The sequence below is a fragment of the Pseudomonas sp. Ost2 genome (assembly GCF_018326065.1).
Classification (GTDB): domain Bacteria; phylum Pseudomonadota; class Gammaproteobacteria; order Pseudomonadales; family Pseudomonadaceae; genus Aquipseudomonas; species Aquipseudomonas gingeri.
On sequence record NZ_AP021904.1, the window covers coordinates 5745186 to 5763822 of the forward strand.

Annotated in this window: 15 protein-coding genes and 1 pseudogene; 4 read left to right on the top strand and 12 right to left on the bottom strand. The window is 63.8% G+C overall.

The window, feature by feature from the left end; genetic code table 11:
• Positions 1 to 2 precede the first annotated feature (2 nt).
• A pseudogene (locus tag KI243_RS25330) lies at positions 3 to 170 on the top strand (6,7-dimethyl-8-ribityllumazine synthase); the annotation flags it as partial.
• 140 nt (positions 171 to 310) lie between these two features.
• The gene (locus KI243_RS25335) at positions 311 to 1831 is read left to right on the top strand and encodes a M91 family zinc metallopeptidase (RefSeq protein WP_212810038.1); all 1521 of its coding nucleotides are present in this window, start codon (positions 311 to 313) and stop codon (positions 1829 to 1831) included.
• On the opposite strand, the gene astE is transcribed toward KI243_RS25335, so the two are convergent.
• The 7 genes from astE to KI243_RS25370 all read right to left on the bottom strand — a co-directional run bounded on the left by astE (position 1828) and on the right by KI243_RS25370 (position 9701).
• Positions 1828 to 2835, bottom strand: a complete 1008-nt coding sequence (gene astE, locus KI243_RS25340) for a succinylglutamate desuccinylase (RefSeq protein WP_017126129.1) — start codon at positions 2833 to 2835, stop codon at positions 1828 to 1830. The two genes, KI243_RS25335 and astE, sit on opposite strands and share 4 nt — an antisense overlap.
• A gap of 17 nt (positions 2836 to 2852) precedes the next feature.
• Positions 2853 to 3140: a topoisomerase II gene (locus KI243_RS25345; protein ID WP_103032975.1), complete on the bottom strand. Its 288-nt coding sequence runs from the start codon at positions 3138 to 3140 to the stop codon at positions 2853 to 2855.
• Between the two features lie 69 nt (positions 3141 to 3209).
• Positions 3210 to 4556, bottom strand: a complete 1347-nt coding sequence (gene astB / locus KI243_RS25350) for an N-succinylarginine dihydrolase (protein ID WP_017126131.1) — start codon at positions 4554 to 4556, stop codon at positions 3210 to 3212.
• A 180-nt stretch (positions 4557 to 4736) separates the two neighbouring features.
• A complete protein-coding gene (gene astD / locus KI243_RS25355; protein ID WP_212811252.1) occupies positions 4737 to 6206 on the bottom strand; it encodes a succinylglutamate-semialdehyde dehydrogenase in 1470 nt (489 codons plus the stop codon).
• Positions 6203 to 7228, bottom strand: a complete 1026-nt coding sequence (gene astA / locus KI243_RS25360; RefSeq protein ID WP_017126133.1) for an arginine N-succinyltransferase — start codon at positions 7226 to 7228, stop codon at positions 6203 to 6205. Before astA ends, astD begins: the two co-directional genes overlap by 4 nt.
• Before the next feature lie 72 nt (positions 7229 to 7300).
• Entirely contained in the window at positions 7301 to 8317 is a 1017-nt protein-coding gene (gene aruF, locus KI243_RS25365; protein ID WP_017126134.1) for an arginine/ornithine succinyltransferase subunit alpha, read from the bottom strand.
• A 163-nt stretch (positions 8318 to 8480) separates the two neighbouring features.
• Positions 8481 to 9701, bottom strand: a complete 1221-nt coding sequence (locus KI243_RS25370; protein ID WP_017126135.1) for an aspartate aminotransferase family protein — start codon at positions 9699 to 9701, stop codon at positions 8481 to 8483.
• Positions 9702 to 10378: 677 nt separating this feature from the next.
• Here KI243_RS25370 and KI243_RS25375 point away from each other — a divergent pair.
• Positions 10379 to 13597 carry a type III effector HrpK domain-containing protein gene (locus KI243_RS25375; protein ID WP_212810039.1) on the top strand — a complete coding sequence of 1073 codons (3219 nt, stop codon included), beginning with the start codon at positions 10379 to 10381 and terminating at the stop codon, positions 13595 to 13597.
• 76 nt (positions 13598 to 13673) lie between these two features.
• Positions 13674 to 14213 (top strand): winged helix-turn-helix domain-containing protein, encoded by a 540-nt coding sequence (locus tag KI243_RS25380; protein WP_052328573.1) that lies wholly within the window; start codon positions 13674 to 13676, stop codon positions 14211 to 14213.
• A gap of 13 nt (positions 14214 to 14226) precedes the next feature.
• On the opposite strand, the gene argR is transcribed toward KI243_RS25380, so the two are convergent.
• From argR to KI243_RS25405, 5 genes are all read right to left on the bottom strand, one after another.
• Positions 14227 to 15219, bottom strand: a complete 993-nt coding sequence (gene argR / locus KI243_RS25385) for a transcriptional regulator ArgR (protein ID WP_042935372.1) — start codon at positions 15217 to 15219, stop codon at positions 14227 to 14229.
• Positions 15220 to 15343: 124 nt separating this feature from the next.
• Positions 15344 to 16108, bottom strand: a complete 765-nt coding sequence (locus KI243_RS25390; RefSeq protein WP_103032974.1) for an ATP-binding cassette domain-containing protein — start codon at positions 16106 to 16108, stop codon at positions 15344 to 15346.
• Between the two features lie 28 nt (positions 16109 to 16136).
• The gene (locus tag KI243_RS25395; RefSeq protein WP_212810040.1) at positions 16137 to 17249 is read right to left on the bottom strand and encodes a succinylglutamate desuccinylase/aspartoacylase family protein; all 1113 of its coding nucleotides are present in this window, start codon (positions 17247 to 17249) and stop codon (positions 16137 to 16139) included.
• 2 nt (positions 17250 to 17251) lie between these two features.
• Complete coding sequence (locus KI243_RS25400) at positions 17252 to 17950, bottom strand: ABC transporter permease (protein WP_212810041.1); 699 nt, start codon at positions 17948 to 17950, stop codon at positions 17252 to 17254.
• Positions 17947 to 18636 (bottom strand): ABC transporter permease, encoded by a 690-nt coding sequence (locus KI243_RS25405; protein ID WP_017126140.1) that lies wholly within the window; start codon positions 18634 to 18636, stop codon positions 17947 to 17949. Before KI243_RS25405 ends, KI243_RS25400 begins: the two co-directional genes overlap by 4 nt.
• Position 18637: the final 1 nt, after the last annotated feature.

An 18637-nucleotide genomic window follows, 5' to 3' on the forward strand; every position in this document is an offset into this window, starting at 1 on the left:
GGTTTTCCGTGGTCCTGACCCCCCACCACTTCCACGCCGGCGAAGAGCACCAGAAGTTCTTCTTCGATCACTTCGTGCACAAGGGTCAGGAAGCCGCGAAAACCTGCGCCGACACCCTGAGCAAACTGCGCGCGCTGCCGCGTCCAGCAGCACAGAAACTGGCGGTCTGATCCATCTGCGCACCTGCCGGCCCGTCGCCGGCAGGTCATAACTATCTACCCTCTCCCGGCAGCGCCAATGCGCTTAAGTGGATTCGACGCCAGGCCCCCTCAAGGGCTTTCGAAACCCACCGCCCGCGGAGACACCGCACATGAACGACTCCCCCACACCCGACACGGCCCCGCCGCTCATGCCCTATCAGGAGCATTGGATCGACGGCCAGGCCCGCTCCATCGACGAGCGCTACCAGATCCTCCAGGAATACCGGGACGACTACAAACCGACATCAACCTACCGACTCTCGGCAGAGAATGATCCGATCCTGATAGAGCGAAAGATCGTTTCGACGTCCTACAAGCCGCCCCACTCGACGCTGGACTACCTGATATTCACCACCGGCGACAGTGCCGACACCGTGAGGGTCCATTGTCCGCAGGAGCAATTGATAGTCGACATCAACCATGAGCGTTACCTGATCAGCCCGGCCTCTCTGCAACAGATACTGGTCATCCGCACCCGCGGCGGGCCCGACAGGGTGACGGTCGATGAACAGGTGAAGCTGCGGACCATCGTCGAAACCGCCGACGGCGACGATGTGATCCACAGCGAAGGCGCCGAAATCCAGATCCATGCCGGCCCGGGCGATGACTTCATCACCACGGGTGCAGGCGGCAAGGCTTACGTCGAGGCCGGAGAAGGCAACGACATGGTCTTTGTCGAAGGTGACGCCACCGTCTATGGCGGCGCCGGCAACGATCATATCAGCGCCACCGCCAGCCGGGACGACAGTCGCCATCTGCTCAACGGCGGCCAGGGCAACGATCTGCTGATCGGTGGCCGCGGGCACAGCATCCTCAGTGGCAGCGACGGCGACGACTCTATTCTGGCCGGCGTCGGGACCAACACGATTTACACCGGGGCCGGACAGGACACCGTCATGCTGATCAAACCGGCGGATAACGTCTTCAGCAACGATACCCGCGACCAGTTGTTCCAGGCCGCCCCCCAACCACCCGCCAATGCCGAGGAGCTGCGTGTGCAGGCATCGTCTGCCGAGGGCTTGCGGATCACCCTGCTCAGCCATCTTGGCCTGGAGCATACCGGTCTCGTGGTCAACGGTTCCCCGGCATTTCAGGACCGGGTCAACGATGACCTGAGATTGCTCGGTGGCTCGCCCGTGGGCAGCCAGCTGTTATCGGTGCTGGATCAAACCGCCAGGGCACAGGGCATCGCCGTCACGATCAACCCGCTGGAATATGAGCACAACGCGCTGTTTCTGACCGATGCCCAGGCCCAGGGCGATATCTATATCAGAGACACAAGCGCGGGAGACGGGCGCCCGGGAGGAAACATCCACTACAACCCGGCCGTTGAAATCGACGCGACTCCCGGCCTCGTCCTGCTCTACCACGAACTCTGCCACGCCTATAACCGGGTGACCGGAACGTCTTTCCCCGGGGATGGCTTCGACGGCCCCCGTGGCGACAAATCCCCACGCACGGTGCCGAATGAGGAGCTGCAGGTCATAGGCCTGCCGGCAGCGGTAACACCCTTCGATTTCGACGCCGATCCGAATACTCCGGCGCTGGACACCAACCCGACGCCCTTCACCGAAAACGGCTTGCGCGAAGAGCTGGGCTTGGCCCCGCGAAACTGGGCACAGCCACGCTAAACCAGCGTCTCGTCTCCCGACGGCACCACCAGGATCCCCGCCCGCAGGCCGTTTTTCACCTTCGGGTTGGGGAAAATGATCCGGGCGCCCTGCTCTTCCACCACCCAGCGACTGTTCGCCAGGTCTTCGGCCAGCAGGTAGCCCTTGGGCAGTTCGGTGAAATTCTCGATATCCGCCGGCAGGTGCAACAGGAAGGAATCGCTGTGCTTGATGATTTCCCGCGCCACGCTGAACAGTTGCAGGCCATCGAGGCTGTCATCGACAACCGGCTCGCTGCCCTCGATCAGTTGCTTGAGGCAGCGCTCCAGGCGGGAAACGTCAACTCCCTGGTTCTGGCCGAACGGCCGGGCCTTGCCCAGCTCCAGGGTAAAGGACTCGGCGCCCAGCTTGTCGTAGGTGTAGCTGCTGAAGACGATGGAGGGCTTGTTCTGCAGCAGCACCGCCGACATGCCGGCGGCGCGCAGGCGGGCCAGTTCGCGACGGGAATGGGCACGCCCTTCCTTGTACGGGTAGAGCGCGAACTGTTCGATCTTCGAACCGCGAATCGCCGTGTGCAGGTCGTAGTGCACACGACCGCGATCGGCGACGCTGAAGAAACTCGCCGCCAGCCGCTCCAGCTCACAGGCACGCAAGGCTTCGCTGCCACTGCTTTGTTCATGCCGGCCGTTGAACAGCCGGTTGACGTCCTGCTCGACATAACGCTCGCCGCGACGCATCGCCTCGGGGTTGCCGAACAGGAACAGAATGCGTGCCCGAGGCTTCAGGTCGCCCCGGGCAATGTCGTGCAACAGGCGATCGAGCAATTCGATCGGCGCTGTCTCGTTACCGTGGATACCGGCGGACAGCAGCAGGTCCTGGCCGTTATCCCTGGCCTCGGGAGGTCGCACTTCCAGCGCGCCCTCGCTCAGCCAGCGCATCCGCACGCCTTCGACCGTCAGTTGAGTCTTCTCTGCCGGTTCGCGACCGGCGAGGGTCAATTCAAGCAGTTTGCCGAGGGCGAGCATAATGCGCTGTTCCTTGATCAGTGATCGTGGTTGCAATCGGGGCCGTGCACGTGATCGTCGTCGCCGACGTCGGCCGGTTCCATTTCCAGTTGCAGACTTACAAGATTAGTCGCCAATGGGCGAAGCAGCAGGTTGGCGTATTCGGCATCGCCCTCTTCGACATCGACGCCGATCAGCAATTGGCCGCGACCGTCGTGCTGGATCCACAACTCCTTGCCCTGCCATATCACGGCAACGCGCGTGCAGGAGGTTTCCAGTTGAGTGCCGTCGGTGTCTTCAAGAATCAGCTGCAGGGTATCGCTCATGGTCGTGCTCTCATCTGGAGGAAAAGCCGGGCGCCCGACCTTCTGGCAAAGAAGGCCGGGCGCGCGCTTTCAATTGATCTGGAATGGATAAACCGCGCCCAGTTTAAGGATTTGCGTCAGTTCATCCAGTGCCGTCCGGCACTCCAGCAGCAACTGCGGGTCTGCCAGGTCGCTTTCGCGCAGGGAGTCGCGGTAGTGCTTTTCGACCCATTGGGTCAGCGTGTCGTACAACGGCGCGGTCATGATAACCCCTGGGTTGACCGCCGCCAGCTCGGTTTCATTCAGCGCGACACGCAGGCGCAGGCACGCCGGCCCGCCACCGTTCTGCATGCTCTGCTTGAGGTCGAAGACTTTCACCTCGCGGATCACCCCGGCGGCGGCCGTCAGGCCCTGCAGGTACTGCCAGACGCGCTCGTTCTTGCGGCACTCTTCCGGCACGATCAGCATCATGGTGCCGTCGGCGCGGGTCAGCAGCTGGCTGTTGAACAGGTAGGAACGCACCGCGTCATCCACCGTCACCAGGGCGCGCGGCACGCAGACCGCCTGGAAGTTGCCGCCGCACCTGGCCAGTTTGTCGCGCAGTTCGGCCAGCACCCGCTCGGTGTCGAGGAAGGCATCCTCGTGATAGAACAGCACCTCGCCATTCCCCACCGCGATCACATCGTTGTGGAATACGCCCTGGTCGATCACCGCCGGGTTCTGCTGGGCATAGACCACACCGTCATCGCTCAGGCCGTGCAGGCGGGCGACCGCCTGGGAGGCTTCGAGGGTCTGCCGTGCCGGGTATTTCTGCGGCGCCGGGTAGCGGGTATCGAAGGCACTGCGGCCGAACACGAAGAACTCGACACCGGCCTCGCCGTATTCACGACAGAAGCGGGTGTGGTTGGCCGCGCCTTCGTCGCCGAACTGGGCGACGGCGGGCAACGCCGCGTGGTGGGCGAAGTGCTTGCTGTCAGCGAACATCGCGCCGAGCACACGGCTGGTGGTCGGGTGTTCGATGCTGCGGTGATACTTGCAGTTCAGGTTGGCCGCGGTGAAGTGCACGCGACCGTCGGCGGTGTCGGCACTCGGGCTGACGGTGCCGGCGTTGGCCACCCACATGCTCGAGGCCGAGCAACTGGCGACCAGCAACGGCATGGCCTGCCTGGCCGCCTGCTCGATCACCTGCGCGTCGGTGCCGGCAAAGCCGAGCCGGCGCAGGGCGGCGACATCCGGACGTTCCTGGGGTGCGAGCACGCCCTGGACAAAGCCCATCTCCATCAGCGCCTTCATCTTCGCCAGGCCTTGCAACGCCGCTTCCTTCGGATTGGAAGCCTGCTGGCTGTTGCTCTGGGAGGCGACGTTGCCGTAGGACAAGCCGCCGTAGTTATGGGTCGGGCCTACAAGACCGTCAAAATTGACTTCAAAGGATTTCATCGGCGAGGCTCCATGAATCTGTTTTTATAAGCACAAATCATCTGCGTATGACGACCGCTTCGCGGTCATCGCTGACAAGCCAGCTCCTACAGGGGTCCAGGTACATTGCGCGTTGTTGTGTACGCCGCAGAACCTTGTAGGCGCTGGCTTGCCAGCGGTAGGACCCGAAGGCCCGACGGCTCAGGAAAGCCGAACACCCGGCGTCAGTGTCGCCGGAACCGTCAGGCTCGGCGTTTCCAGCGACGCCACCGGGTACGCGCAATAATCCGCCGCGTAGTAGGCGCTGGCGCGATGGTTACCCGAGGCCCCTACCCCACCGAACGGCGCGCTGCTCGCAGCACCGGTCAATTGCTTGTTCCAGTTGACGATCCCGGCACGGCTTTGCAACCAGAACTGCTGGTAGCGCGCCTCGGAATCCGACAGCAGGCCAGCCGCGAGGCCGAACTGGGTGTTGTTGGCCTCGGCAATCGCCGCGTCAAAATCGGCGTAGCGGATCACCTGCAGCAACGGCCCGAAGAATTCCTCGTCGACACGCTCACTCACCGCCGTCACATCGAGAATCCCCGGTGTCAGCAAGGCCGCGCCGGCCTGTGGTTGAGTCATCGGCAACAGCGCCACGGCGCCGTGACCCAGCAGGTGCGCCTGCGCCTCCATCAGCGCCCGGGCCGCGCCCAGGGAAATCACCGAGCCCATGAACGGTGCCGGCTGCTGGTCGAACGCACCGACCTCGATGCCCGAACTGACTTCGACCAGGCGCGCCAGCAAGCGGTCGCCCCAGGCCCCTTCGGGTACCAGCAGGCGCCGGGCACAGGTGCAACGCTGGCCGGCCGAAATGAAGGCCGACTGGATAATGGTATAGACCGCGGCATCCAGGTCTTCGACCTGATCCACCACCAACGGGTTGTTGCCGCCCATTTCCAGGGCCAGGATCTTGTCCGGACGCCCGGCGAACTGCTGGTGCAGGTGATTGCCGGTACGACTCGAACCGGTGAAGAACAGGCCGTCGATCCCCGGATTCGCCGCCAGGGCGATACCGGTTTCGCGCGCACCTTGCAGCAGGTTCAGCACGCCCGCCGGCAGGCCGGCCTCGATCCAGCACTTGACCGTCAGTTCGGCGACTTTCGGGGTCAGCTCGCTCGGCTTGAACAGCACGCTGTTACCGGCCAGCAGCGCCGGCACGATATGGCCGTTGGGCAGATGACCAGGGAAGTTGTAGGGACCGAACACCGCCACCACGCCATGGGGCTTGTGGCGCAGTACCGCCGTGGCGTCGCCCAGCGGGCCGCTCTTCTCGCCGGTCCGCTCGCGGTAGCTCTGGATCGAAATGGCGATCTTGTTGACCATGCTGGTCACTTCGGTCGCCGACTCCCACAGCGGCTTGCCGGTTTCCTCGCCGATGCACCGGGCCAGTTCGTCGGCATGACTCTTCAGGCTGGCGGCAAAGGCTTCGAGCACGACGATACGCTCATCCAGGCTGCGCCGGGCCCAGGCCGGGAATGCCTCGCGGGCGTTCTGCACGGCCTGTTCGACCTGTGCCGCGCTGGCGCCGTTGCCGGACCACAGCACCTGCTGGGTCACCGGGTTCAGCGACTCGAAGGCTTCGCCCTGGCCGGCGTGCCATTGGCCTGCGATGTAAAGCGTGCTCATTATTTCGACTCCCGGGAAGCAGACAACGGAACCGCGCGGACCTGGTCACCCGCACTCAATTGAAGACGTTTGGCGGTCAACGGATCGACCACCAGCGTGCCCGCCGCGAATCGCGCGGGAGCCGCGGTGATGCGGCAGTCTTCGCGCTTGCGGTTGTGGATCAGGAACGGCGTGGCGTCATCGCCTGGCGTACCGATGGCCAGCACCAGCGCCTGGCTGTCGCGTACCGCGCGGATCTTGCCGGTTTCGCACTCCACCGCCGGGCCGGCGTCGAAGATGTCGACATAGCCCTGGTAGCTGAAACCTTCGCTCTTGAGCATCGACAGGGCCGGCTCGGTATCGGTGTGCACCTTGCCGATCACCGCCCGGGCATCCTCGGAGAGGAAGCAGGTGTACAGCGGGAACTTCGGCATCAGTTCGGCAATGAAGGCCTTGTTGCCGACACCGGTCAGGTAGTCGGCCTGGCTGAACTCCATCTTGAAGAAGTGCCGCCCCAGGCTCTCCCAGAACGGCGAGCGCCCGGCTTCGTCGGACATGCCGCGCATCTCGGCGATGATCTTGTTGCCGAACAGTTGCGGGAACTCGGCGATAAACAGCATCCGCGCCTTGGCCAGCATCCGGCCATTCAGACCGCTGCGGTAGTCGGCGTGGAGGAACAGCGAGCACAGTTCGGAGTTGCCGGTCAGGTCGTTGGCCAGGAACAGCGTCGGGATCTCGCGGTAGATATTCAGTTCCTGGGAGGCACTGACCGTCAGGCCGACCCGGAAGTTGTACCAGGGCTCGCGCAGGCCCACGGCACCGGCAATCGCCGAAATGCCGACCACCCGGCCATTGTCGTCTTCGAGCACGAACAGGTAGTCCGCATCGGCACGCCCGGCGTCGCCCCGGAAGGTTTTTTCCGCCCAGCCGACACGATGAGCCAGACGCTCTTCGTTGGCCGGCAAGGTGGTCAGGCCGGTGCCGGTGCTGCGGGCCAGGTCGATCAGAGCGGGTAAGTCGCTGCTGCGTACGGGACGAACGATCATGCTATCTCCTCAAACGGACGCCGACTGACGGCACCCGCGAAACTCGCTGTAAGGCTGCTTGCGATACCGGCCTCAAACCGCCACCAGGCGCACGCTGGCACCTTCGCCGACGCCCAGGGCTTCGGCCGCTTGCAGATCCAGGGTGACCGGCTTGCCCGGCGCGTAATCGAGCTCCAGCAGCACGGCGCGATAGTCCTGCAGCAATGCGTTGGACACCAGGTACTGGCGACCGCCGCCCCTGGTCTCGCCGATCTTCACCGGCACCACGCGGCTCTGGGCAATCGAACGGATCCCGGTGACCCGCGCATGCAAGGTCGGGCCGCCGTCGAAAATATCGATGTAGTGATCGGTCTCGAAACCCTCGCGCATCAGGATGTCGAAGGTGATCTGCGCACGCGGATGCACCTGGCCCATGGCTTCCTGGGCGGCGTCCGGCAACAGCGGCACGTAGATCGGATAATGCGGCATCAGTTCGGCGAGGAAGGTCCGGCTCTTCAAGCCGCACAGGCGCTCGGCCTCGGCGTAGTTCAGGTCGAAGAAGTTGCGGCCGATGGCGTCCCAGAACGGCGAGTCGCCATGCTCGTCGCTGTAGCCGACGATCTCGGTCACCACCGAATCGGCGAAGCGTTCCGGATGGCTGGCGACGAACAACAGGCGGCCACGGGAGTTGAGCTCCGACCAGGCCGAACCCACCAGTTCCGGCACCACATAGAAGCTGGTCAGCAAGCTGTTGCCGGTCAGGTCGTGGCACTGGGAAAGCACGTGGATCTTGTTGTGGATCTTCAGCTCGCGCGACGCATGGACGAAGGTCTCGTTGCGGAAGCTGTAGAACGGCTCCGAGTAACCGGCCGAGGCGACGATCGCCGAGCAACCCACCAGCTTGCCGGTGTCGGTATCTTCGAGCACGAAGAAATAGCTTTCTTCACCGTTGAAACTGACTTCGGCGGCAAACGAGGCTTCGCTCGCGGCGATCTTGTCGCGCAGGCGGCCTTCGTCATCCGGCAGGGAAGTGACACCGATCGGGCTGTCGGCGGCCAGACGCCGTACCTCGTCCAGGTCAGCCATTTGCGCGGGGCGCATCACCAGCATGGTGTCACTCCTTACTGAAAAACAGATCGGCAGAATCGGCCGACACAGGGAAAAAAATGCCGGGCAGGCCCGGCACAGAAAAAATCTGCTCGTCGCCGACCCATGGGCCGACGACGGCGGTACTACGTTTCGCTCAAGCCTGTTTCGCTCAAGTCCGGCTCGCTCAAGCCTGGGTCAGCTTGGCTACCGCACGCTCGAAACGGTCCAGGCCTTCCTTGATGTCCGCGTCCTCGACCACCAGGCTCGGGGCGAAACGGATCACGTCCGGACCGGCTTGCAGGATCATCAGGTTTTCTTTCTCGGCCGCGTTGAACACGTCCTTGGCCTTGCCCTTCCAGGCATCGGCCAGCACGCAACCGAGCAACAGGCCCATGCCACGGACCTGGGTGAACAGGCCGTACTTGGCGCCGATCTGCTCCAGGCGGGTCTTGAAGGCATCGTGCTTGGCATTGACGCCGTTGAGCACTTCAGGAGTGTTGATCACGTCGATCACCGCATTGCCGACCGCGCACGCCAGCGGGTTGCCGCCGTAGGTGGTGCCGTGGGTGCCGACCACCAGGTGCTTGGCCAGCGCTTCGCTGGTGAGCATCGCGGCAATCGGGAAACCGCCGCCCAGGCTCTTGGCGCTGGTGAGGATGTCCGGAGTCACGCCGTAGTGCATATAGGCGAACAGCTTGCCGCTGCGCCCCATGCCGGTCTGCACTTCGTCGAACACCAGCAGCGCGTCGTGCTGGTCGCACAGCTCGCGGGCACCCTGCAGGTAGGCCTGTTCGGCCGGCAGTACGCCGCCCTCGCCTTGCACGGGTTCGAGCACCACGGCACAGGTCTTGTCCGAGATCGCCGCTTTCAGCGCGTCCAGGTCATTGAACGGCACATGGGTGATACCGGTGATTTTCGGACCGAAGCCGTCGGAGTATTTCGACTGGCCACCGACGTTCACGGTGAACAGGGTGCGGCCGTGAAAGCTGTTGAGCGCGGCGATGATTTCGTATTTTTCCGTACCGAAGCGATCGAATGCCACGCGACGGGCCAGCTTGAACGCGGCTTCATTGGCCTCGGCGCCGGAGTTGCAGAAGAACACGCGCTCGGCGAAGGTCGCGTCCACCAGCTTCTTGGCCAGGCGCAGGGCCGGTTCGTTGGTGAAGACGTTGGAGACATGCCACAGGTTGTTGGCCTGCTCGGTCAGGGCACCGACCAGCGCCGGATGGGCATGGCCCAGCACGTTGACCGCAATCCCGCCGGCGAAATCGACCAGCTCCCGGCCCGCCTGGTCCCAGACTCGGGAACCCGCGCCACGAACAGGGATAAAAGTCGCAGGTGCGTAGTTGGGAACCATTACCTGGTCGAAATCGGCGCGTTGCACCGGAGCTTGCTCAACGGACATCGGAGTCTCCTGAAGAGGAACGCCTGCCTGAAACTGGCGAGCGATGGGGGGATTGTAAGGACAGATTTCAGTCCGGCCTTGTCGCCAAGCGACAACTTCTTATAGCGCCAAACCGGGTTTTGCCGGGGTTGTCGGCAATGCGACAAATAGCATCGCAAAGGCGCAGTTTAAACGGTGGGAGGCTTTTGATGCAGGGTCGGCGGGATGAGATTTTCGACTGACGACCGTCGCCGCGTGAATTCCTGTGAAATGTTGTGAATTCGAGTGGACAGCCCGCCGGGCCTGGACAGGGCGAACGATCATCGCAGCGCCACTTTGCCGTTCCTCACCCGGCCGACAAGCGGGCAGATACCCTCGCCCTCGGAGCCCGCGGCAAATGGCCTTTCGAGCCAAGGTTGCCAGTATTGCGCCAGCCACTCGGCCGCCCCGTCGAAACCTGTCGGCAGGTGCCTGGCCCGCCTGTTTACATGGCTTTTGGCCTGCAATTAGGCCGGGAAATATGTAACAAAATGTACACAAGTCTCGGGCTTCATGAGCAGGCCCCCGCTCAAGCGGCGGGTCGCCGACAGCGACCCGGTAACCCCGACCACACACTCGCTTCCCTTCAGCCAGCGCCGCCCGCGGCCAGGCCGGAGCAAGGCCGTGTGCCTGGAAAACGACCCTCAGGGAGGTTCTGCATGACCCCGATACGCACCGCTACCGACCCCGCCGACCGCAAGGTCGATGCCGCCCAGAACAAATTCGAGGTTGCGCTGTTCCAGGCCGGCAACCAGCCGGTCTTCGATCCGTCAAAGATCCGCGGCAACAACCTTCCAGTACCCTTCCAGGATGTCCAGCCACCCAAGGACGGCAGCATCACCTATACGCCACTGGGCAGCGACAAACCAGTGACGGTCAAGGAAAAGGATGACCCGACCCTGTACAAGCAGGTGCTGAACCAATACCAGTTGAACCAGAAGAGCGATGCCCATGAAGCCGGTATCGTCCAGAGCCAGAAGGACGGCTACGCGCTGGCCGACAGCAGCACCGTCGCCCCGGGCCTGGCGAACTACAAGGCGATCGGCGCCGCCGACGAGGTTGGGCCGGGGCTGATCCGCTACGAGACCTTCAGCGGCGAAAAGGTCGTGGTCAGCCAGAAAGACAACCCGACCCTGTTCGACCAGGTCAGCCAGGACCATGACAAGCTGATCGCGATCAACCAGAGCGAAGCCGAGGGCTATCGACTCGCCGGCCCCAACGAAACCTTCGACGCCATGCACCTGGTAGGAGCGCCTGAAGAAGTCGGCCCCGGCCTGATCCGCTACGAAACCGACTCGGGGCAGAAGATCATCGTCTCCAGGGACATGACCCCGGAGCTCTACAACCAGGCCGCCAACGAATACAAGGGCGTTACCGGTGCGCCCGGTGCCAGCGACAACAACTGGATCGACAAGTCCGGCTACGCCGCCGGCGCCAAGGACTGGGACAAGATCACCGGCAACACCGGCACCCAGCCGACCCAGGAAGAACTCGATCTGAACCGGCCCATCGCCGCCGCCGAAATGATCTCGGCCAACTGGAACGCCTGGGGCCTGCACGACGCCCCCATCGACTTCGCCAACCCGCCGAGCAGCCTGCCGCCCGAAGCCCAGGCCGCGCTCAAGTATGTCGCCAGCAGCCCGTCGCTGATGGCAGCGCTGGATACCGGTGGCCGGGGCAAGGCCGACGCGGTGATCACCCACGCCGATGTCGACCGTTTTATCGGCAACGCCAAGGGCGATCTGTCCGCCGCGTCGAGTTCCTACTCGAAGTTCCTCGGCAACAACCCTGGCGACCTGGCCAAGGCCAACGCCAAGTCCGCCGCGATCCTGATGGCCAACAACTCGCTGGTCGCCAGCGCCGGTCCGAACATGACCACCGGCAGCAGCGACCAGCGCGAAAACAAGGGCGAGATCCACATCGACAACCTGACCGGCCTGGCCAGCGACCCGGGCCTGAGCTCGGAACTGACCGGCGCCGCCGATCTCTGGTCGCGCCCCGGCATGATGCGCTCGCTGGACCTGGGCGGTGACGACCCGGTGCTGTACCACGAAGACAAGGTCATCGTGCGCGACAACATAGGCGCCTGGCTGGAAAAGCAGGCACCCAAGACCGACTCCGACACTCTGACCTTCCTCGACGGTGCCGCCGTACGTGACGAAGTGGCCGATGTCGACACCTCCAAGCTGACCGCCGACGTACTGCAACACCCGGAAAACTACGACGGCAAGACCAAGGCCGCGGTCCTCGTCCAGCTGACCGACACCCAGACCCGCCTGGCCCTCAGCGACTACAAGGACAACGACACCGGCCTGCTCGACAAGTACACCTCGCCCAACAAAGGCCTCAACCCCAACGAGGACAAGATCAAGGGCCAGGTACAGGACGCGATCCGCACCCTGATGGCCGACAAGGACGTCCAGGGTTTCCTGCAGAACAACCGGGGCCCGGCGCTGCAGGACATCGTCAACAGCGACCCGGAACTGAAGATCGCCCTGCAGTCCTACAAGGCCAACCAGCTGGACACCGGCAATGTCCTCAACACCGACCTCAACGCCAAGGGCCCGGACGGCAAGCCGCTGCCACCCGGCGTCGCCCTGCAGAACGCGGCCAACGACATCACCATCGCCAACCTCGCGCTGGGCGGCAACGGTGACGTGGACCTGCATGCCATCGCGGAAAAGTCCGGGCAGATGGACAATCTCTACAACACCTACAAGAACGACTTCGTCTCGGGCCAGGCGTTCAAGGACATGGTGGCCAGCGGCATGGACCCGGTGGAGGCAGCCAGCAGCTTCGCCGCCAGCGCCTCGGCCTTCCAGGCCTTCCTCGGGCCCAACGCCACCTCGGGCGACGCCGCGACCCTGCAGGTCAACTTCAACGAAGCGCTGTCCGACGCCCTGGTCAACAGTGCCGACAGCAACAGCCTCAACATCACCCTGGGCGATGCCAACGGCAACTTCGACGAAGCCAAGGTCACGGCCGCCCTGAACGCCGCCGCCGAGGCCGACCCACAACTGTTCACCGCGTCCGACGGCACCAAGATCGACCCGGCGCAAGTGGTAGGCATGCTGCGCTCGGTGTGGGACAGCGGCCGCCAGAACGACAAGATCATCGACGCCCTGCCCAAGGCCATCGACGGCTTGAAACTGGGTAATGTCACCGACGCCTACAAGCAGGGCCTGCTGCATATCGGCAGCGCCATCCTCGCCGGCGGCGTGCTGATCGCCCGCTCCGCCACCGGCAGCAACACCCCCATCGCCGACGCCAGTCGCGTCTCGGCGGGCCTGCAATTCGCCGGTCTGTTGATGGAGGGTGGCACCAAGTACGCCAAGGAGTTCGGCTTTGGCACCAGCTGGGTCATCGACAAGAACGTCGGTGAAGGCATCGGTGCCTTCCCGACCCGCGAACTGACCGGCAAGGGTCCGTTGAGCGCCGACGCCATCGCCAAGCTGGGCAACGTCGGCAAGCTGGTCGGTGGCGCCGGCAGCTTTATCGGTGGTGTGCTGGGCATCATGGGCGGTATCCAGGGCATCACCCACGGCGAGCCCGTGAGCGGCGCCTTCGGCCTGGCCGGCGGCATCCTCGGCACCGGCGCCGCCACCGCCAGCCTGATCGAAGGCGGCGCCGGCCTGTTCGGCCTCAGCGACATCGCCGCCGTCGCCGGCTCCATCAGCGGTGTACTCGGTCTCGCCGGCGCGATCCTCGGCGGCATCGGCAGTGCCTTCATCCCCTTCGCCCTGGCCGATGCCCGCGGCAAGGAGCAAGACAAGTTCTATGGCGAACTGGTGCCGATCCTCAAGCAGTACGGCCTGACCGGCGGACCGGAACAGCCCGGCGACTATCCGGAGGATCCGATCCCAGCAATCAACACCTGACACCACGAAAGTCCGAGCGGTCGCCTCCGTGGCGGCCGCTCCCCCGTCCCCACTGCTCACGTAAAAAGGTAACACCATGAATTCCAGCGATATCGTTCACATCCCGGCACAGGGTGCCGTGTACACGACAGACAGCCTGGAGCATGAAATCCATTTCGGGCCCTTCAAGCTGGTGCCCTGGCAACAGGCACTGTTCAGGGATGGCCAACGCGTCACGCTCGGCAGCCGGGCCATGCAACTGCTGATCTGCCTGGCATCGCGTGCCGGCGAGCTACTGGAAAAGAAACAACTGATGGCGCTGGTCTGGCCCAAGGCGATTGTCGAGGAATGCAACCTGCGCACGCAGATCCGCACCTTGCGCCTGGCCCTGGAGGAAGATGAACAGGCCCCGCATATCGTCACCGTGGCGGGACGCGGCTATCGCTTCGTCACCCCGACCACCCTGCGCCCGGCCGCGCGGACCATCGCCGTCCAGCCCAAGCCGGACTATGCCGCCAGCTTCCTGCCACGGGCCATCGCCCAGTATCAGGTCAACGTCAACCTGAGCCTGGCCTATTCAGGCCCGGGCACGCGCGCGCGGGACGACCTGTACCGGGAAAGACCGACGATGTTCTAGTCGCGAGGGACGCTCAACCGCGCTCGGAAGGGACCGAGGACAGTTCGAACGGGCTGCTGCTGCGTCGCTGGTTGCGATCTTCCCGCGGCGTGGCGCCGAAGAAGTTGCGGTAGGCACTGGAGAAATGCGGCCCCGAGGAGAAACCGCAGGACAGGCCGATCTGGATGATCGACTTGCTGGTCTGCATCAGCATCTGCCGGGCCTTGTTCAGGCGCAGCTCCAGGTAGTACTGGCTGGGCACCCGGTTGAGATACTGCTTGAAGATCCGCTCCAGTTGCCGACGGGAGACACAGACATGCTGGGCGATCTCGTCGGTGGTCAGCGGCTCTTCGATATTGGCTTCCATCAGCAACACCGCCTGGGTCAGCTTCGGATGGCTGGAGCCCAGGCGATTCTGCAACGGAATGCGCTGGCGCTCGCCGCCTTCGCGGATGCGTTCGACCACCAGTTCCTCGGATACCGCACCAGCCAGTTCGGCGCCATGGTCGCGGGCCAGGACCGCCAGCAGCAGATCCAGCACCGACATCCCGCCACAGGCCGTCAGGCGATCGCGATCCCAGTCGAACAGATGACTGGTGGCAATCACCTTGGGGAAACGCTCGGCGAAATCATCCTGCCAGCGCCAGTGCACGGCGGCACGATAACCATCGAGCAAACCCAGTTGGGCCAACGGATAGACACCGGCGGACAAACCACCGATCACACAACCGGCGCGCACCAGTTGCTTGAGGGCACTGCTGAGTGCCGGCGCCAACACCGTCGGTGGCTCATCGGCCAGCAGGAACAGTTTCTGACAACCTTCGAGCCTGCCGGCCCAAGGCTCGCCCGGCAGCTGCCAGGCGCCCGGCAACGCGGCGTCGGCGGGCGCCTCGGCCTGCAGGAACGACAGCTCGTAGACCACCTCCGGATGCACACGCTGGGCGACACGCAAGGCCTCCTCGGCCAGCGCCAGCGTCAAGGCTTTAGTGCTGGGCCAAATCAGGAAACCAATTCGATGGGCAGTCATGGCGTGCAATCCGAAAACAGAACAGAGTGAAAAGCCGAGGGCAGCCAACTCAAAGTAGACCACACCGCGCACGGCGCGCAGCATGACCTATTTTGGTGCGCAACGGCAGCATAAAAAGCGACGACTATTTCAGGCTGCCCGACAGGAATTGCTGCAGACGCTCGGATTGCGGGTTGACCAGCACTTCGCGGGGATTGCCACGCTCTTCCACCACGCCCTTGTGCAGGAACACCAGCTGGTTGGAGACTTCACGGGCAAAGCCCATTTCGTGGGTCACCACGACCATGGTCCGACCTTCCTGGGCCAGGGCCTGCATCACTTTCAATACATCGCCGACCAGTTCCGGGTCGAGGGCCGAGGTCGGCTCGTCGAACAGCATGACCTCCGGCTCCATCGCCAGGGCCCGGGCAATCGCCACGCGCTGCTGCTCGCCACCGGACATATGGCCCGGATAGGCATCCTTGCGATGGGCCACGCCGACCTTGTTCAGGTAGTGCTCGGCCTTTTCCAGCGCTTCTTTCTTCGATACGCCCAGGACATGCACGGGGGCTTCAATAATGTTTTCCAGCGCGGTCATGTGCGACCACAGGTTGAAGTGCTGGAACACCATCGACAGCCGCGAGCGCATGCGCTGCAACTGTTTCGGGTCGGCGGCCTTCATCGCGCCGTCCTTGTTCGCCACCAGCTTCAGTTCTTCGTTGTTGAGCAGGATCCGCCCGGCGTGGGGCTGTTCCAACAGGTTGATGCAGCGCAGGAAGGTACTTTTGCCGGAGCCACTGGAGCCGATGATGCTGATCACATCACCCGCCTGGGCGGCCAGGGACACACCCTTGAGCACTTCGTGACTGCCATAGCGTTTATGCAGGTCTTGGACTTCAAGCTTGTACATGCGGTCGGTTCTCACAAAAACAGTCAGGTCAGTCGCTGAGCAGGCGCCCGTGGCGAAGAGGCTCGCGCCCCGCCACCTTGGCCAGCCAGATCGCGGGTTGGGCGTAACGCAGCCGTTCTACGGCATACAACACACCGGCTGTGCCGGCACACACGGTGCTGACCCGGTCGGATAAAGGATCAATCACTTCAAACAGCGGCTCGCCGGGCTCGACCCAACTGCCCACCGGGCACAGATAGCTGACCACGCCGGCATGGGGCGCGTAGAGCAACTCGGTGCCTTCGAAGGGCATGGCTTCACAGGCTTCATGTTGCGGCGCCGGCCACTCGCCGCCGATCAGGCCCTGCCCGGCGAGGAACGCGAGGATGCCTTCGGCGTGCGCCTCGGCCTCGGGTCGACCGGTATCGGCCTGGCCGCCCAGTTCGATGGTGGTGGACATGCCCGCCAGCGGAATCGACGCCTGCGGGAACTGCCGCGACAACTGCAACCAGGGCAGCGAACAGGCTTCATCGAAGGAAGTACCGCCCGACTCTTCCGCCAGCAACGCCACTTTCACATCCAGGTACGCCGCCAGGGAGCGCCACTGCGGCCAGTGTTGCGGCAACGCATACATGTGCAGCGCCGCCTCGCAATCGCAGTGCAGGTCCAGCACCACGTCGGCATCGCAGGCATGGCCGAGCAAGATCCGCTGCATCCCCTGCAACGGGCTGTTCGCCGGCGGCAAGGCCGCCAGCACATCGCGCATGGCCTGGCGGATCAGCTGGACATTGGCATGGGGATCGTCCCCCAGCCTGTCGCCCACCATGGCCGCGACCGGCTCGGCCAGCGCCACGAAGTCTCGGTTGAAATTCTTGCCGCTGGCGTATTCGAAACGGCCCTGGTGATTGCCTTGCAGCAACTGCCCCAGGCCAATCGGATTGGCCACAGGGACCAGTTCGATAACCCCCTTCAGGGCCCCCCGGGCTTCCAGTTCGAGCAGGCGCTTCTTCAGCTCCCAGGCAGTGCGCATGCCCGGCAGTTCGTCGGCGTGCAGGCTGGCCTGGATATAGGCCTTGCGCTCGCCGCTGCCGAAACGGAATACCGACAGCTGGCGCTCGGTGCCCAGGCTGCCCCAGGGCAGGGAATGATCGATACGTTCCATGCTCAGTGCTTCCGTGGAGCCAGGTAGCCCAGCCAGCGGCGCTCGGCCAGCTTGAACAGGCGCACCAGGATAAAGGTCAGGCACAGGTAGAACACGCCGGCAGTGATGTAGGCTTCGAACGGCAGGTAATACTGGGCGTTGACGGTACGCGCGGCGCCGGTGATATCGATCAGGGTGACGATGGAGGCCAGGCTGGTGGTCTGCAGCATCATGATCACTTCATTGCTGTACTGCGGCAGCGCCCGGCGCAGGGCCGATGGCAGCAGGATGCGTCGATACATCTTGTAGCGCGACATGCCCATGGCCTTGGCCGCCTCGATCTCGCCATTGGGCGTGGCCCTGAGGCTGCCGGCGATGATTTCCGCGGTATAGGCGCTGGTGTTGATGGCAAAGGCCAGGCATGCACAGAAGGTCGCGCTCGACAGCCAGGGCCAGAGAAAGCTCTCGCGCACCGCTTCGAACTGGGCCAGGCCGTAGTAGATCAGGAACAACTGCACCAGCATCGGCGTGCCGCGGATCACGTAGGTGTAGAGCCAGGCGCTGGTGTTCACCAGAGGCTGCCTGGACACCCGCATCAGGCCCAGCGGCAAGGCCGCCAGCAGGCCGAACAGCAACGACAAGGCCAGCAGTTTCAGGGTGGTCAGCAAGCCGCCGAAGTACAGCGGCATGGCCTCCCAGATGACGTTGTAGTCGAAGATCATAGATCAGCCGCCCTTACGCCTACCGAGTAGCGCTTCTCGAGGTGACGCAATGCCAGCAACGAGACACTGGTGATCACCAGGTACATCGCCGCCACTGCAAGGAAGAAGGTGAAAGGCTCGCGGGTGGCGTCGGCCGCCTGCTTGGCCTTGAACATCATGTCTTGCAGGCCGACCACGGAAATCAGTGCGGTGGCCTTGGTCAATACCAGCCAGTTGTTGGTGAAGCCGGGAATCGCCAGGCGAATCATCTGTGGCACCAACACCCGGAAGAACACTTGCAGGCTGCTCATGCCGTAGGCCATGCCGGCCTCGGCCTGCCCCTTGGGGATCGCCATGAAGGCACCGCGGAAGGTTTCCGACAGGTACGCCCCGAAAATGAAACCCAGGGTACCGATACCGGCCGCCAGGGGATTGAGATCGATGTAGTCGTCATAACCGAGCAACGGCGCGACACGATTGAGCAGGTCCTGGCCGCCGTAGAAAATCAGCAGGATCAGCACCAGGTCGGGAATCCCGCGGATCACCGTGGAATACAGGTCGCCGAGCCAGGCCAGCCAGCGCACCGGCGACAGGCGCAACGCCACCCCGATCAGACCCAGGACAATGGCCAGGGCCATGGACGACAAGGCGAGCTGAAGCGTCAGCCAAGCGCCATCGAGGATAACCGCCCCGTAGCCTTTCAACATG

Bases quoted from the DNA above. Each gene is read 5' to 3' on its own strand.
- KI243_RS25335 (WP_212810038.1), top strand. From the start codon at position 311: ATGAACGACTCCCCCACACCCGACACGGCCCCGCCGCTCATGCCCTAT.
- astE (WP_017126129.1), bottom strand. From the start codon at position 2,835: ATGCTCGCCCTCGGCAAACTGCTTGAATTGACCCTCGCCGGTCGCGAA.
- KI243_RS25345 (WP_103032975.1), bottom strand. From the start codon at position 3,140: ATGAGCGATACCCTGCAGCTGATTCTTGAAGACACCGACGGCACTCAA.
- astB (WP_017126131.1), bottom strand. From the start codon at position 4,556: ATGAAATCCTTTGAAGTCAATTTTGACGGTCTTGTAGGCCCGACCCAT.
- astA (WP_017126133.1), bottom strand. From the start codon at position 7,228: ATGATCGTTCGTCCCGTACGCAGCAGCGACTTACCCGCTCTGATCGAC.
- aruF (WP_017126134.1), bottom strand. From the start codon at position 8,317: ATGCTGGTGATGCGCCCCGCGCAAATGGCTGACCTGGACGAGGTACGG.
- KI243_RS25370 (WP_017126135.1), bottom strand. From the start codon at position 9,701: ATGTCCGTTGAGCAAGCTCCGGTGCAACGCGCCGATTTCGACCAGGTA.
- KI243_RS25375 (WP_212810039.1), top strand. From the start codon at position 10,379: ATGACCCCGATACGCACCGCTACCGACCCCGCCGACCGCAAGGTCGAT.
- KI243_RS25380 (WP_052328573.1), top strand. From the start codon at position 13,674: ATGAATTCCAGCGATATCGTTCACATCCCGGCACAGGGTGCCGTGTAC.
- argR (WP_042935372.1), bottom strand. From the start codon at position 15,219: ATGACTGCCCATCGAATTGGTTTCCTGATTTGGCCCAGCACTAAAGCC.
- KI243_RS25390 (WP_103032974.1), bottom strand. From the start codon at position 16,108: ATGTACAAGCTTGAAGTCCAAGACCTGCATAAACGCTATGGCAGTCAC.
- KI243_RS25395 (WP_212810040.1), bottom strand. From the start codon at position 17,249: ATGGAACGTATCGATCATTCCCTGCCCTGGGGCAGCCTGGGCACCGAG.
- KI243_RS25400 (WP_212810041.1), bottom strand. From the start codon at position 17,950: ATGATCTTCGACTACAACGTCATCTGGGAGGCCATGCCGCTGTACTTC.
- KI243_RS25405 (WP_017126140.1), bottom strand. From the start codon at position 18,636: ATGTTGAAAGGCTACGGGGCGGTTATCCTCGATGGCGCTTGGCTGACG.